Annotated in this window: 15 protein-coding genes, 2 tRNA genes and 1 pseudogene; 3 read left to right on the forward strand and 15 right to left on the reverse strand. The window is 63.2% G+C overall.

Going from position 1 to position 13,273, the window contains the following annotated elements; genetic code table 11:
* The 4 genes and pseudogenes from RT697_RS03520 to RT697_RS03535 form a co-directional block, all read right to left on the reverse strand.
* Nucleotides 1–235: pseudogene (locus RT697_RS03520) on the reverse strand (aminotransferase); the annotation flags it as partial.
* A gap of 34 nt (nt 236–269) precedes the next feature.
* Nucleotides 270–743, reverse strand: coding sequence for a RidA family protein (locus RT697_RS03525; protein WP_191576266.1), 474 nt, complete (start codon nt 741–743; stop codon nt 270–272).
* Between the two features lie 209 nt (nt 744–952).
* On the reverse strand, nt 953–1,864 hold the full coding sequence (gcvA, locus tag RT697_RS03530) for a transcriptional regulator GcvA (protein ID WP_313697015.1): 912 nt from the start codon (nt 1,862–1,864) through the stop codon (nt 953–955).
* Nucleotides 1,865–2,037: 173 nt separating this feature from the next.
* Nucleotides 2,038–2,113, reverse strand: a tRNA-Asn gene (locus tag RT697_RS03535).
* A 173-nt stretch (nt 2,114–2,286) separates the two neighbouring features.
* On the opposite strand from RT697_RS03535, the gene RT697_RS03540 reads away from it, so the two are divergent.
* Nucleotides 2,287–3,675 carry a gluconate:H+ symporter gene (locus RT697_RS03540; protein ID WP_313697016.1) on the forward strand — a complete coding sequence of 463 codons (1,389 nt, stop codon included), beginning with the start codon at nt 2,287–2,289 and terminating at the stop codon, nt 3,673–3,675.
* A gap of 126 nt (nt 3,676–3,801) precedes the next feature.
* Here RT697_RS03540 and RT697_RS03545 read toward each other — a convergent pair whose 3' ends face one another.
* The 9 genes from RT697_RS03545 to petA all read right to left on the reverse strand — a co-directional run bounded on the left by RT697_RS03545 (nt 3,802) and on the right by petA (nt 10,239).
* Entirely contained in the window at nt 3,802–4,212 is a 411-nt protein-coding gene (locus RT697_RS03545; RefSeq protein WP_313697017.1) for a hypothetical protein, read from the reverse strand.
* Between the two features lie 112 nt (nt 4,213–4,324).
* Nucleotides 4,325–4,855: a DUF3304 domain-containing protein gene (locus RT697_RS03550; RefSeq protein WP_313697018.1), complete on the reverse strand. Its 531-nt coding sequence runs from the start codon at nt 4,853–4,855 to the stop codon at nt 4,325–4,327.
* 201 nt (nt 4,856–5,056) lie between these two features.
* Entirely contained in the window at nt 5,057–5,587 is a 531-nt protein-coding gene (locus tag RT697_RS03555; protein WP_313697019.1) for a DUF3304 domain-containing protein, read from the reverse strand.
* A gap of 301 nt (nt 5,588–5,888) precedes the next feature.
* Nucleotides 5,889–5,964, reverse strand: a tRNA-Thr gene (locus RT697_RS03560).
* 68 nt (nt 5,965–6,032) lie between these two features.
* A complete protein-coding gene (locus tag RT697_RS03565) occupies nt 6,033–6,485 on the reverse strand; it encodes a ClpXP protease specificity-enhancing factor (RefSeq protein ID WP_313697020.1) in 453 nt (150 codons plus the stop codon).
* Nucleotides 6,486–6,498: 13 nt separating this feature from the next.
* Nucleotides 6,499–7,110 (reverse strand): glutathione S-transferase N-terminal domain-containing protein, encoded by a 612-nt coding sequence (locus RT697_RS03570; RefSeq protein ID WP_006388039.1) that lies wholly within the window; start codon nt 7,108–7,110, stop codon nt 6,499–6,501.
* 151 nt (nt 7,111–7,261) lie between these two features.
* Nucleotides 7,262–8,113, reverse strand: a complete 852-nt coding sequence (locus tag RT697_RS03575; protein WP_313697021.1) for a cytochrome c1 — start codon at nt 8,111–8,113, stop codon at nt 7,262–7,264.
* Between the two features lie 24 nt (nt 8,114–8,137).
* Complete coding sequence (locus tag RT697_RS03580; protein ID WP_056565653.1) at nt 8,138–9,526, reverse strand: cytochrome b; 1,389 nt, start codon at nt 9,524–9,526, stop codon at nt 8,138–8,140.
* Between the two features lie 71 nt (nt 9,527–9,597).
* The gene (gene petA, locus RT697_RS03585; RefSeq protein ID WP_313697103.1) at nt 9,598–10,239 is read right to left on the reverse strand and encodes a ubiquinol-cytochrome c reductase iron-sulfur subunit; all 642 of its coding nucleotides are present in this window, start codon (nt 10,237–10,239) and stop codon (nt 9,598–9,600) included.
* A 138-nt stretch (nt 10,240–10,377) separates the two neighbouring features.
* On the opposite strand from petA, the gene mscL reads away from it, so the two are divergent.
* Complete coding sequence (gene mscL, locus RT697_RS03590) at nt 10,378–10,824, forward strand: large conductance mechanosensitive channel protein MscL (RefSeq protein WP_056565647.1); 447 nt, start codon at nt 10,378–10,380, stop codon at nt 10,822–10,824.
* A 71-nt stretch (nt 10,825–10,895) separates the two neighbouring features.
* Here mscL and RT697_RS03595 read toward each other — a convergent pair whose 3' ends face one another.
* Nucleotides 10,896–11,672, reverse strand: a complete 777-nt coding sequence (locus tag RT697_RS03595; RefSeq protein ID WP_313697022.1) for a Nif3-like dinuclear metal center hexameric protein — start codon at nt 11,670–11,672, stop codon at nt 10,896–10,898.
* A 19-nt stretch (nt 11,673–11,691) separates the two neighbouring features.
* Between RT697_RS03595 and RT697_RS03600 the strand changes: the two genes are divergently transcribed.
* Nucleotides 11,692–12,849, forward strand: a complete 1,158-nt coding sequence (locus tag RT697_RS03600) for a trypsin-like peptidase domain-containing protein (protein ID WP_313697023.1) — start codon at nt 11,692–11,694, stop codon at nt 12,847–12,849.
* Here the strand turns inward: RT697_RS03600 and RT697_RS03605 are convergent.
* Nucleotides 12,846–13,238: a helix-turn-helix transcriptional regulator gene (locus tag RT697_RS03605; protein ID WP_312433713.1), complete on the reverse strand. Its 393-nt coding sequence runs from the start codon at nt 13,236–13,238 to the stop codon at nt 12,846–12,848. The two genes, RT697_RS03600 and RT697_RS03605, sit on opposite strands and share 4 nt — an antisense overlap.
* Nucleotides 13,239–13,273 lie beyond the last annotated feature (35 nt).

Genomic DNA, 13,273 nt, shown 5'->3' on the forward strand with positions numbered 1-13,273 from the left:
GGGCGTTGAGCAACTGCGCGGCCAGCGTGCGGGCTGCTTCGATGAGATCGCGCGCCGCCACGCCCGCTTCCATCGGCCCCTGCGCCGCTTCGCGCTTCAGATGCGCATGAATGGCCTGCAGCGTGGCTTCTGACGGCAGTGAGGCGCCGGCGTGATTGAAGTGCACGGTGCTTTGCGCGCCAGGCGCGAGGGCGCGTAGTGCCTGGACGGCGCGCGGGGTCAGGGGGGCGGTCATGGCGGCTCCTGTTGTTGCGATCAGGCGGCCGGCATCAGGCCGGGGTCAGCGCGATCACGGCCTCGACTTCCACCGACACGCCTTGCGGCAAAGCGGCGACGCCGACGGCGCTGCGGGCATGGCGTCCCGCGTCACCGAACACCTCGACCATCAGGTCCGAGGCGCCGTTGGCGATGGCGCTCTGGCGGTTGAAGTCCGGCGCGCTGGCAACGAACACGCCCAGCTTGACGACGCGCGCCACGCGGTCCAGGCGGTCGCCCGTGGCGGCGGCGATCTGCGACAGGATGCCCAGTGCGCTGGCGCGTGCAGCCTCGACGCCGTCGGCGTCCGACACCTGGTGGCCCAATTGGCCCAGGTAGGCGGCCTTGCCGTCCTTGCGGGAGATCTGGCCGGAGATATAGAGCAGATTGCCTTCCAGGACGAAGGGCACGTAGTTCGCGGCCGGCGCGGCGGCCGCTTCCAGGACCAGGCCAAGCTCGGCAACGCGGGCGGAAATGCTTTGGGTCATATCGGATCACCTATGAAAAGGGGGGAAAGCGAAGGAGAAAGCGCGTCTTGACGCTTCCCCGATGCTATCGGCCGCGGCGCGGCATGACCAATCAATTCTTGCCTGGTACGTATGAGTAAAACTAATACGTCTTTTGTTGGGCGGGGCATGTGCCGGTGTCTGACACCCCAAGAGACAGCCTTTCATAATCAAGCGCGGCTACACGGGTGTCAGACACCCGTGTTTTGCGCTGCTGTCTGCGCCAGCCAGTCGTGCAAGGCCTGGACGGGTTCGCTGAATGCGCCGCGCGGCGTGACGAACCACCAGCCGATGCGCGCATCTTGCAGCACTGCGCCGGGCAGCGCCTCGACCAGCGCCCCGCTCGCCAGGTGCGCGGCGATCAGCCGTTCGCGGCCCATCGCCAGGCCCTGCCCGGCCAGTGCGGCCTCGACGACGATGTTGTAGTCATGCAGGCGCACGGTGCGGGCGGCGCCCAGATCCAGCCCGTACCGGTGCGCCCAGGCGTCCCATTCGAACTGCTGCCTTGCGTGCGAGACCAGCAGCGGGTGGCGCAGCAGGTCTGCGGGCGTCTTTGGCCGCTTTCGGCCCGCCACCAGCGCGGGCGCGCACACGACCGACAGGCGTTCCGACATCAGCAACGTGCTGCGCACGCCGGGCCAGCCGCCACGGCCATAGCGGATCGCGGCGTCGACCTCGCCACCCGCCACGTCTGCCAGCGCGATGTCGGGTTGCAGTTGCAGATCGATGTGGGGATGCGCAGCGGCAAAGGCGGGCAGACGCGTCGCAAGCCAGCGCGTGGCGAACGACGCCAGCAAGCCGATCCGCAGCGTATGACGGGCGGGCTCGGGCGCGCGCAGTTCGTCGGTGCCTTGGCGCAGCAACTCGAACGCCGCGTGCACGCGGGCGTAGTACGCCTGGCCGGCCTCGGTCAGCGCGACGGCGCGCGTGCGCCGCTCAAAGAGCGCCACGCCCAATTCCTTTTCCAACCGCTGAATGTGATGGCTGATCGCGCTCTGCGTGACGAACAGCTCTTCTCCCGCTTGCGAAAAGCTCAACCGCCGCGCGGCGGCCTCGAAGGCGCGCAGGGATACCAGGGGAGGCAGTGATCGCGAGGAACGCATCGGTGTGCAGGGGCAGAAGGTGCGGGGATCCGGGTGATGCTACGCGATGCGCGCGGGTTGGCAACCCGCGGGCTGTCCTGGCCGCAATCCCGCGCGAGACGCCGCGCCCCAATGCAAAAAGCCCGCAAACAAGTTGCGGGCTTTTTTAGGGGTACTGCGGTACTGCAAATTCTTGGCTCCCCGAGCTGGGCTCGAACCAGCGACCTGCGGATTAACAGTCCGTCGCTCTACCGACTGAGCTATCGGGGAACAGGTAGAGGGGGCGAATTATGCACAAAAAAACGGAAGAATGCAAAGCGGGGCCGAAAAAGCGCGTTTCGGCGCCCGAAACCGGCCCTTTTTTTCAAGCTTGCCGTCAACCCGATCCCGTATCATGGCGCACAGAGGGCTCGCGACCTCTCTCGATTTTTCTGGGTTCTCATATGTCTTCGTTCGACATTCAATTGCTGCTCACCGCCCTGGTGAGCGTTCTGGTTCTGGTCGCACTGATCGTCTCGCGGATACGCATGCATCCGCTGCTGGCGCTCTTGATCGTGTCGATCGGCGTCGGCTTTGCAACGGGCATGGCTCCTGGCGCCATCGTCAAAAGCCTGACCGACGGCGCCGGCAAGACGCTGGGCGCCGTCGGCGTGGTGATCGCGCTGGGCGCGATGCTGGGCAAGATTCTCGCGGACTCCGGCACCACCGAGCGCCTGGCCAACGCGATCCTGCGCCACACTTCCCCGCGACTGATCCCCTGGGCCATGACGCTGGTGGCGTTCGTCATCGGCATCCCCATGTTCTTCGAAGTGGGCCTGGTGGTGATGCTGCCGCTGATCTTCAGCGTGGCGCGCAAGCTGGAGAGCCAGGCGCGCTTCAAGGGTTCGGCCTATGTCTACGTGGGTGTGCCGGTGATCTCGGCCCTGGCGGCGATGCACGGCATGGTGCCGCCGCACCCCGGCCCGCTGACCGCCATCGCCACGCTCAAGACCACGGTCGGTCCGACCATGATCTACGGCTTCATCGCGGCCCTGCCAGCCATGATCTTCGGCGGCCCGCTGTATGGCGCGTTCATCGCCCCGCGCATGACGTCGCGGCCGGACGAGGCGCTGCTTGAACAGTTCACCGCCTCCACTGACAGCCCTGCGGGCCAGCATGCCCCCAGCGTCGGCCTGGGCGTGCTGGCGGCGCTGCTGCCGGCATTGCTGATGTTGGTCCACGCGGTGGCCGAAATGCTGCTGCCCAAGGACTCCAGCGTGACGCACGTGGCCGCCTTCCTGGGCAACCCCGTCGTCGCCATGCTGCTGGGCGTGCTGTTCGCGGCCGTGACGCTGGTCTTCATGCGCGGCGGCGACCCGGAAAAGCTGCGCGGCGCGCTGGGCCAGAGTTTGAAACCGATTGCCGGCATCATGCTCATCATCGCTGGCGGCGGCGCCTTCCAGCAGGTCCTGACGAACGCCAAGGTCGGCGACGCCATCGTGCACCTGACGCACCAGTTCGCCTTCCCGCCGCTGATCCTGGGCTGGCTGATCGCGATGCTGCTGTCGGTCTCCACCGGCTCGGCCACCGTCGGCATCGTGGGCGCGGCGGGGTTGTTGGCGCCACTTGCAGGCGCAGACCCCTCCCTGAATTTGCCGCTGCTTGCCCTGTCCATCGGCTGCGGTTCGCTGTTCTTCAACTACGCGAACCACGCCGGATTCTGGATGGTGAAGGAATCGTTCGGCATGACGATGGGCGAAGCCACCAAGACGATCTCGGTCGTGCAGTCGATCGTGTCGGTGGTGGGGTTGGTGATGGTGCTGCTGTTTAATTTGTTGCCGGCGCTGGGGTGAGGACGGCGGAGGGGGACCGCGCTGAGTGCGCGCCGCCCTCTCCTGAAAAGCGCTGCGGAGCGTTAGAAGAATGCCGAGGGAGAATCCGTATGGGGTTCCTGGCAGGCCCGCGCGGCCCGAGGCGACTCAGCGCTTGGACGCGGGCTCGCAGGGCGGGCTAGGCTCGGTGAAACGATCAAAGAATCCGTGGCGCGTCACCGTTCGCTCAATTTTTGCACCAGGCCCGATGCAGACGTCGATTCGTCTGAACGGCTTGGTGATTTCCAGCGAATCAGTGCTTTCACTGGGAAATGTCAGCAGCAGCCACAAGTCGGACTCTGGAAACATTGCCGTGTAGTGAGCCGACGTCTCGCCCGGGCTCATCCCGAATTTCGCCGTGTTGTGGTTGTCGTTGAAAAAAACACCGATTCGGTCCGTCGCCCGCTCGGAATAATGCAAGAGCACGATTGGCGAGAACGTGCCCCACAAGGCTATGCAGCTCCAAAGCACAGCTAAAAATCCGACGATACTTCCGAAGAACTTAAGTAGGAAACGCATCACGTCCCTTTGCAGATTGTCGGAGCGCGTAGAACAACACCGCGTCGAGCAACGGACAATCAGAAGAATCAGGAAAGCATGAGGTTGGCGGCGCTGGGCTCGAAGGAGTCCATCACTGCGCTCTTTCCATAATGACCGGGCCGCCTGCCCACGAACAGCGTTCGCGATAGCTGCCGTAGACATCCCAGGGGTCCTTGTTAGGAATCAAGTCATCCGGTCCGGGGTAGCCGTTGCCTGGGTAACCAGGACCTACGTTTGCTGATACGACACGAACGCCGCCATCGGCTAGGAAGTGAACAAACATATGCCCCACCTTGTCGTAGCGGTCCACTGCCACGCGTCGTTCGTAGCTTTGTCCGCCACAATCTCGCCAGTTAGTGACATTCCAGTTCACCACCACCGTGAGATCGGGATGCCATTTCCGCGGCAGTGTCGCGCAGCAGACGACGCTGCCGCCGGTGCCCGCTTGATGTCCGCTGGCGCCATTGACCCAGAAATTCTGCACGCTCATGTGATCCGGCAAGTGATCGATTCCGGTCATGGACGTGCCCACGCTGTCCTGCTTGGTTTGCCGGCTGTCACAGCCGGTCAACGGGACCACTAGCAGTGCAAACGCCATGATGATGAGGGAGTAAATTCTCATGCCGACTCGTTGTTGGTTCAGACAACCGGAGGTTTGCGCTACTTTCTGGTTTCGATAATGTGGATGCGGTTCTGAGCAAACACGCCAGTGGAATCTGGAATCGGATGCGGCGCCGGTGAAAGGAAGCGAGTGTCGGTGGCGTGAAGGAAGACGACTGGATACCGACCGCTGGAATCGCCGGAAGGACTCGGAGCAGCTCGTTCATTTGGCGCGTTCCATCGCCGTGGGCGTCTCCTGCGGCGGGCAACGTCCGCGATAGCTTCCATAGACATCCCAGGGGTCCTTGTTAGGTATCGAATCCTCTGGGCCCGGATAACCGTTACCTGGATAGCCTGGGCCGATATTCGCTGAAACGACACGAACGCCGCCATCGGCCAGGAAGTGAACGAACAAATGACCCACCTTCTCGTAGCGGTCCACCGCAACGCGCCGTTCGTAGCTTTCCCACTGGCAGTCTCGCCAGTTCGTGACATTCCAGTTCACCACCACCGTTAGATCGGGATGCCATGTCCGCGGCAGCATCGCGCAGCAGACCACACTTCCGCCCGTACCGGCTTGATGTCCGCTGGCGCCATTGACCCAGAAATTCTGCACGCTCACGTGATCCGGCAAGTGATCGATTCCGGTCATGGACGTGCCCACGTTGTCCTGCTTGGTTTGCCGGCCGTCACAACCAGTCAGCTGGACCACGAGCAAGGCGAATGCTAGAAAAACAAGAGGAAAAACTTTCATGCCGACGCGTTGTTGGGTCTGACCACAGGTGGATTGCGTTACCCCATGACGGGTGTTTCCGCGACCCACTTGTAGACGCCATGCTCAAGGTCGGTAAATAGGATTTCTATTATTTGTGCGACCGATCCGACCACGATCATGGTTGCCGGAAGTCACAGGCCGCAGTGTTCGCCGCGCGCCGTCAAATGTGCTGTCTCTCGGCGCAATCTGACGGTCGATTGTCATGGGCAAGAAAAAACCCGCATCGCCAGTTTGGATGCGGGTTTCGTGTACTACGCCAGATGAACCTGGTGGAGATTTTTGGTGCCGGTGAAAGGAATCGAACCCTCGACCTTCTCATTACAAGTGAGCTGCTCTACCAACTGAGCTACACCGGCGATGCGTGCCGGGGCACGCGCAGGGACTGCATTGTAATGAAAAAAATGCAGCCCCTCTCGTGGGGTCGTTATTTGACGATGGTCAGGCGCGGGCGCTTGGGTTCGTCGTCGTTGCCGTCGTCGTCGCCGGGGGCGGGATTGGCGTCCGAGCCCTCGGGGGCGGCGGGGTTGGGCGAGGCGCTTTGGGCGCCTGCCTCGGGCGGCTCGTAGGGCTGCACCTCGAAGCCCATGCCGGCGCCGGTTTCGCGCGCATAGATGGCGCTGACGGCGCCCACGGGGACGTAGACGTTTTCGGTCACGCCGCTGAAGCGGGCCTGGAATTCGATGAATTCATTGCCCAGCACCAGGCGGTTGGTGGCCAGCGTGCCCACGTTCAGCGTGATCTGGCCATCGCGCACGTGGGCGACGGGCACCATGGTGTGCTCGTCGACCTGCACGGTGATGTACGGCGTGTAGCCGTTATCGGTGCACCATTCGTGCAGTGCGCGGATCAGATACGGTTTGGTCGAAGTTTCACCCATTACACAGCCAGCCTTAACGACGCATCACTTTTTCCGAAGGCGTCAGCGCTTCGATGTAGGCCGGGCGCGAGAAGATGCGTTCGGCGTACTTTTGCAGCGGAGCCGCATTCTTGGGCAGCTCGATGCCGTAGTGGTCCAGGCGCCAGAGCAGCGGAGCGACGGCCACGTCGAGCATGGAGAATTCCTCGCCCAGCATGTACTTGTTCTTGAGCAGCATCGGGGCCAGCTGAGCCAGGCGGTCGCGGATGTTCTGGCGAGCGTTGGCGAGCTTCTTTTCGTCGGGCTTGGCGCTGCGGTCTTCCAGCGTCGAGACGTGAACGAACAGTTCCTTCTCGAAGTTGTAGAGGAACAGACGCGTGCGGGCGCGCATGACCGGGTCGGCGGGCATGAGCTGCGGGTGCGGGAAGCGCTCGTCGATGTACTCGTTGATGATGTTCGACTCGTACAGCACCAGGTCACGTTCGACCAGAATGGGCACTTGACCGTACGGGTTCATCACCGAGATGTCTTCGGGCTTGTTGTACAGGTCGATGTCGCGGATCTCGAAATCCATACCCTTTTCGAACAACACGAAGCGGCAGCGTTGCGAAAACGGACACGTGGTTCCGGAATAGAGCACCATCATGGCGGTAAGTCCTTTATTGAAAAACGAAAGGCCAGCGCCTAAATCTAGCAGGCGCTGGCCCCAATTGCCAGGCAGGATAGGCTTACAGCCCTATCCGCCTCTTCCGTCCCCGATAGACGGGGTGGCTGGGGAACCTGGCGGGGCGTTACGGTTAGCGCACGTGTTTCCAGTACGAGGCATTCAAGCGCCACGTAACAAAGAAGAACAGGAGCAGGAACAACATGACGCCGACGCCGATGCGGACGCGCAGTGTCTGGACGGGCTCGGCCATCCAGGACATGAATGCGGTCAGATCAGCGACGTCGTTGTCGTATGTTGCGATTTGGGCCGGGTTGGCGGCCTTGAATTTGGCATCGAAGGTGGCATGGCCGTGGTGATTGGCTAACGGCTCGGCCTTCACCGTGGCAAAACCCTGTGCATCGTACACCGTTGTGACGCGTTCCCAGGTTTTGGGGGCGCCTTGCTTGCCTTCGACCTCGTGCACGGCGACCGTGGTGAGCTCTCGCGGACCCTGTTCCTGCCAGAGGGCATGCGGCATGCCGACCGACGGGAAGACCAGGTTGTTCCAGCCCGTGGCGCGCGACGTGTCGCGGTAGAAGGTGCGCAGGTAGGTGTACAGATAGTCGGAACCCGAGGGGCCGGCGTTCACGGATTTGGCGCGGGCGATCACGGACAAGTCCGGGGGCGTCGTGCCGAACCAGGCCTTGGCGTCCTTCGGCGTCATGGCGACGTGCATCATGTCGCCGATCTTTTCGCCGGAGAACAGCAGGCTTTCCTTGATCTGTTCGTCGGTCAGGCCGATGTCCCGGAGCTTGTTGTAGCGCATCGAGGACGCGCTATGACAGTTCAGGCAGTAGTTGACGAACAGCTTGGCGCCGTTTTGCAGCGACGCCATGTCGTTGACGCGGTAAGGCGCCTTGTCTAGCGGATATCCGCCTCCGGCGGCAAAGGTAGCGGTACACGTGAGCATCAAGGCCACGGCACCAATCAGCTTCTTGATCATGGTTAGTCCGTTATTCTCGTTGGCTCAGTGGGCGTGGAACGTGACGCGGTCGGGCACTTGCTTGAAGGTGCCCAGGCGGCTCCATACCGGCATCAGGAAGAAGAAGGCCAGGTACAGCAGCGTGCCGATCTGCGACGTCAGGTTCAACGGCGGACTGGGCGGCTGCGTACCGATGTAGCCGAGCACCAGGAAGTTGACCATGAAGATGCCGTAGATCCACTTGTGCCACGTGGGGCGGTAGCGGATCGACTTGACCGGCGAATGATCGAGCCAGGGCAGGAAGAACAGGATGACGACCGTGCCGCCCATGGCCACCACGCCCCAGAACTTGGCGTCGATGGCGCGCAGCAGCACGGCGACGACGATCAGGATGCCGGGGACGGCGATGCGCATGAAGCCCTTCAGGTTGCTCTTGGCGAACAGCACGATGGCGCCCAGCACCGAAGCGCCCGCCAGCACCCACGTGAATTCATCCGTTGTGGCGCGCAGCATCGAGTAGAACGGCGTGAAGTACCAGACCGGCGCGATGTGCGGAGGCGTCTTCAGCGAGTCAGCGGGAATGAAGTTGTTGAACTCGAGGAAGTACCCGCCCATTTCCGGGGCGAAGAACACGATGGCCGCGAACACCAGCAGGAAGCCCGCCACGCCCACCAGGTCATGCACCGAGTAGAACGGATGGAACGGGATGCCGTCTTTCGGGCGGCCGTACTTGTCTTTCGGGCCCTGCTTGATCTCGATGCCGTCCGGGTTGTTCGAGCCGACTTCGTGCAGCGCCACCAGGTGAGCCGCGACCAGGCCGATCAGCACCAGCGGAATGGCGATGACGTGGAAGGCGAAGAAGCGGTTCAGCGTGGCATCGGACACGACGTAGTCGCCGCGGATCCAGATGGACAGTTCAGGGCCGATGAACGGAATGGCCGCGAACAGGTTCACGATCACCTGGGCGCCCCAGTACGACATCTGGCCCCAGGGCAGCAGGTAGCCGAAGAAGGCTTCCGCCATCAGACAGAGGAAGATCGCGACGCCGAAGATCCACACCAGTTCGCGGGGCTTGCGGTAGGAACCGTAAAGCAGGCCGCGCAGCATGTGCAGGTAGACGACGACGAAGAACATCGACGCGCCGGTCGAGTGCATGTAGCGCACCAGCCAGCCCCACGGGACCTCGCGCATGATGTATTCGACGGATTGGAACGCGCGCTCGGCGTCCGGCTTGTAGTGCATGACCAGGAAGATGCCGGTCACGATCTGCAGCACCAGCACCAGTAGCGCCAGCGAGCCAAAGAAATACCAGAAGTTGAAATTCTTGGGTGCGTAGTACTCGGACAGATGGGCTTTCCAGGTGGAGGTCACCGGAAAGCGCCGGTCCAGCCAGCCCAACAGGCCTGTCGTCTCGACGGTTTTCTCGCCAGCCATGTAACGGCTCCTTCTATACGTGGCGTATTGTTCTTACTTACGTAGATCGGGAAAAAAGCGCGACGCGAGCGTCAGGCCTTGTTGTCTTCATCGACGCCCACGATGATGCGGGTGTCGGTGAGGTACTGGTACGGCGGAACTTCGAGATTATCGGGAGCAGGCTTGTTCTTGAAGACCCGGCCAGCCAGGTCGAACGTGGAGCCGTGGCACGGACAGAGGAATCCGCCTTGCCAATCCGCGCCCAGACCGCCGCCGCCACCCGTTTCGAAATGCGCGGTGGGCGAGCAGCCCAGGTGGGTGCAGATGCCGACGCAGACGAAGATCTCGGGCTTGCGCGAGCGGGCTTCGTTTTCGGCATACGGAGGCGTGAAGCCGGGCCGCTTGGATTGCGGGTCGGCGAGCTGGGGATCCAGCTCTTTCAGTCCGGCCAGCTGCTCGGGCGAGCGATGCATGATCCAGACCGGTTTGCCGCGCCATTCGACCGTTTTCATGGAACCGACGGGAATGTCGCCGATATCCACTTCAACCGGCGCCCCTGCCGCGCGGGCTTTTTCGGAGGGGGAAAACGTGCTCACAAGCGGCACTGCCGTTGCGACACCTGCTACGCCGCCCACAGCACAGGCGGTGGTAACCCAGAAACGTCGCGAAGGATCAGGTGGCAGGTTGGGATCAACCGCACCGTCATCGTCATGCACCAGCGTATCCTGACTCATCTTCCTATCCTTGTTGATGCGCCCGCTCAACGAGTAGCATCACTTCTGCGGCATCGGGTTCGCGGGAATATGTAACAACATAGCAACCGCGTATTATAGGCCAGCCTACCCCAGGCGTATCACGAATGGAGCGGATTTATGAGCAAAACGACTGGTTTCGTCAAAGAGTTTCGAGATTTCGCGGTCAAGGGCAACGCGGTCGACTTAGCCGTTGGTGTGATCATCGGTGCGGCGTTCGGCAGGATTGTCGACTCGCTGGTCCGGGACATCATCATGCCGCTCGTCAATTTCATCCTTGGCGGATCGGTTGATTTCTCGAACAAATTCCTTGTCCTGTCGATGCCCGAAGGCTATGCCGGACCGATGACGTACGCGGATCTGACCAAGGCTGGCGCCAACGTGTTTGCGTGGGGCAACTTCGTCACCATCATCATCAATTTCGTCCTGCTGGCGCTTGTGATCTTCTGGATGGTCAAGGCCATCTACAAGGCTCGCAACAAGCAGGAGGAAGCGCCGGCGCCCGCCAAGACGCCGGAAGACGTGGCCCTGCTGCGCGAAATTCGCGATCTGCTCAAGCGGCCGTAAATAGCAAAGCGCCCCATCGGGGCGCTTTTGCTTTCAGCCGGGTTGGCGCCGGTATGCCGGTGTCAAGGGATTCAGGCCGGGTTGTCGATGTCCACGAATTCGACCTTGATGCCGAAACGCTCGGCCACGGCCTGTCCCAATGCCTGGACGCCGTAGCGTTCGGTGGCATGGTGGCCGGCCGCAATGAACCCTACGCCAGTTTCGCGCGCCAGGTGCACGGTGGATTCCGAGACTTCACCGGTGATGTACACGCTGGCGCCCGCGTCAACGGCGTCGCCCATCATGCCTTGGGCGCCGCCGGTGCACCATGCGACTGTCGTCAGGGGCTGGTCCGGGTCGCCCACGACGAGCGGCTGGCGGCCCAGGCGTTGGGCCACCTGGTCGCCCAGTTGGGCCAGCGTCTGCAGACCGGTGGCCTCGCCCAGCCAGATCAGCCCGTCCTGCCCGCAGGTCCGCGGCACGCCCTCGTCGCGTAGCGCCGGCGTCAGACCCAGCACGCGCGCCAGCTGCGCATTGTTGCCCAGCGTGGGATGCGCATCCAGCGGCAGGTGGTAGGCAAAGAGGTTCAGGTCGTTCTTGAGCGTCAGGGCCATGCGCGTGCGGCGGGTGCCGATGACGCGGCGGTCTTCGTTGCGCCACATCCAGCCGTGGTGCACCAGCACCGCATCGGCGCCGCGGTCGACCGCCGCGCGCAGCAATGCTTCGCTGGCCGTGACACCGGTGATAATGTGTCCGACCTCGGATCGGCCTTCCACCTGCATCCCATTGGGACAGTAGTCCTTGAAACGGGCCGCCTGCAGGGTGTCGTCCAGCCAGTTGGCCAGGACGCGGGAGTCCACTTTATTCATTGCTAGTCCTATCAGAAACATGCGCCGATATTGGCTGATCTTTGCTCAGGCCGCCACGGTCTGCCTGGCTATTCTATTCGTGGTGACGACGTTGCGGCCCGACCTGCTGCGGGTGAACGGGCCCGGCACGGTCCCGCCGGCCACCGCCGCGGCGGGACGCGCATCCGCGGACGATGTGGGTGCGGTGTCGTACGCAGACGGCGTGGCGAAGGCGGCCCCCTCGGTGGTGAATGTATTTACGACCAAACACGTGAACGTGCCGTTGATCCCGCTGCCCGATGATCCGGTGCTGCGCCAGCTGTTCGGGCAGGTGCCGGGCGTGAGCCGGCGCGAGGCGTCGACCAGCCTGGGCTCGGGTGTGATCGTGAATGCCGACGGCTACGTGCTGACCAACTATCACGTGGTGCAGGCCGCGGACGCCATCGAGGTGGCGCTGCGCGACGGGCGGCGCGACACCGCCAAGGTGGTGGGCGCGGATCCGGACACGGACCTTGCGGTGCTCAAGCTGTCCAAGCTGCGTGACTTGCCCGCCGCAACGCTGGCGCCCGACAAGGGCTTGCGCGTGGGCGACGTGGTGCTGGCGATCGGCAATCCGTTTGGGGTGGGCCAGACCACTACTCAGGGCATCGTGTCGGCGCTGGGCCGCAATGGCCTGGGGCTGAACACCTACGAGAACTTCATCCAGACCGATGCGGCGATCAATCCGGGCAATTCGGGCGGCGCGCTGGTCGATGCCTACGGCAATCTGGTGGGCATCAACACCGCCATCTATTCGGAATCCGGCGGGTCGATGGGCATCGGCTTTGCGACGCCGATCGAGATTGCGCGCAAGGTCATGGACGACATCGTCAAGACGGGGACGGTCAAGCGTGGTTGGCTGGGCGTGGAGCCGCAGGACATGACGCCGGAACTGGCGCGGGCCTTCGAGCTGCCGCGCGACGCGGCGGGCGTGATCATTGCCGGGGTCATGCGCGACGGCCCGGCCGCGCGCGGCGGCCTGCGCGTGGGGGATATCGTCCAGTCGGTCAACGGCAAGCGGGTAGCGGATACGGTTGGCCTGCTGTCGGAGATTGCGCAGGTGCCACCGGGCCAGCGGGCAACGCTGGGCATCTTGCGCAGCGGCAAACCGGCGGACCTGGCGGTCGTGGTGGGGACGCGGCCGGGCAAGCCGCGCTAAGCGCATTTGCGCGCGGCCATTCGGGCGGCCCCGGTGTCTGGTTTGTCTGAGAGTTCGCGCACCAGCGCCAGGATCAGCCGCTTGGTGCTGTCGGGTTGCGCCGCCAGCCGTGCGCAGATTTCGGCACAGTAGCCGTCGATGTCGTTGGCGGCGGCCTCCTGCAACGGGGGCGAATTGGCGGGCACCACACCATCCGTCAGCCAAGGCACGCTGGTGCCCAGGGCCCGCGCCAGCCGCACCACCGTGTTGCGCGCCGGTGAATAGCGGTCTTCGCGGGTAAGGATGCGGTGGATGCAGGACTGCGGCACACCTGACAGGCGCGCAAGCTGGTTCTGGCTATGGATGCCGCGCCACCGCATGAGGGTGCGCAGTCTTTGTGAGAGCGACATGACTGCAATGTAGGACTGCAGTCATGGGCCGACAA

This window comes from Achromobacter sp., from assembly GCF_032113835.1.
Classification (GTDB): domain Bacteria; phylum Pseudomonadota; class Gammaproteobacteria; order Burkholderiales; family Burkholderiaceae_B; genus Achromobacter.

What these genes read in the sequence shown, in the direction of transcription:
- RT697_RS03525 (WP_191576266.1), bottom strand. Translation starts at nt 743, where the DNA reads ATGACCCAAAGCATTTCCGCCCGCGTTGCCGAGCTTGGCCTGGTCCTG.
- gcvA (WP_313697015.1), bottom strand. Translation starts at nt 1,864, where the DNA reads ATGCGTTCCTCGCGATCACTGCCTCCCCTGGTATCCCTGCGCGCCTTC.
- RT697_RS03540 (WP_313697016.1), top strand. Translation starts at nt 2,287, where the DNA reads ATGTCTTCGTTCGACATTCAATTGCTGCTCACCGCCCTGGTGAGCGTT.
- RT697_RS03545 (WP_313697017.1), bottom strand. Translation starts at nt 4,212, where the DNA reads ATGCGTTTCCTACTTAAGTTCTTCGGAAGTATCGTCGGATTTTTAGCT.
- RT697_RS03550 (WP_313697018.1), bottom strand. Translation starts at nt 4,855, where the DNA reads ATGAGAATTTACTCCCTCATCATCATGGCGTTTGCACTGCTAGTGGTC.
- RT697_RS03555 (WP_313697019.1), bottom strand. Translation starts at nt 5,587, where the DNA reads ATGAAAGTTTTTCCTCTTGTTTTTCTAGCATTCGCCTTGCTCGTGGTC.
- RT697_RS03565 (WP_313697020.1), bottom strand. Translation starts at nt 6,485, where the DNA reads ATGGGTGAAACTTCGACCAAACCGTATCTGATCCGCGCACTGCACGAA.
- RT697_RS03570 (WP_006388039.1), bottom strand. Translation starts at nt 7,110, where the DNA reads ATGATGGTGCTCTATTCCGGAACCACGTGTCCGTTTTCGCAACGCTGC.
- RT697_RS03575 (WP_313697021.1), bottom strand. Translation starts at nt 8,113, where the DNA reads ATGATCAAGAAGCTGATTGGTGCCGTGGCCTTGATGCTCACGTGTACC.
- RT697_RS03580 (WP_056565653.1), bottom strand. Translation starts at nt 9,526, where the DNA reads ATGGCTGGCGAGAAAACCGTCGAGACGACAGGCCTGTTGGGCTGGCTG.
- petA (WP_313697103.1), bottom strand. Translation starts at nt 10,239, where the DNA reads ATGAGTCAGGATACGCTGGTGCATGACGATGACGGTGCGGTTGATCCC.
- mscL (WP_056565647.1), top strand. Translation starts at nt 10,378, where the DNA reads ATGAGCAAAACGACTGGTTTCGTCAAAGAGTTTCGAGATTTCGCGGTC.
- RT697_RS03595 (WP_313697022.1), bottom strand. Translation starts at nt 11,672, where the DNA reads ATGAATAAAGTGGACTCCCGCGTCCTGGCCAACTGGCTGGACGACACC.
- RT697_RS03600 (WP_313697023.1), top strand. Translation starts at nt 11,692, where the DNA reads ATGCGCCGATATTGGCTGATCTTTGCTCAGGCCGCCACGGTCTGCCTG.
- RT697_RS03605 (WP_312433713.1), bottom strand. Translation starts at nt 13,238, where the DNA reads ATGTCGCTCTCACAAAGACTGCGCACCCTCATGCGGTGGCGCGGCATC.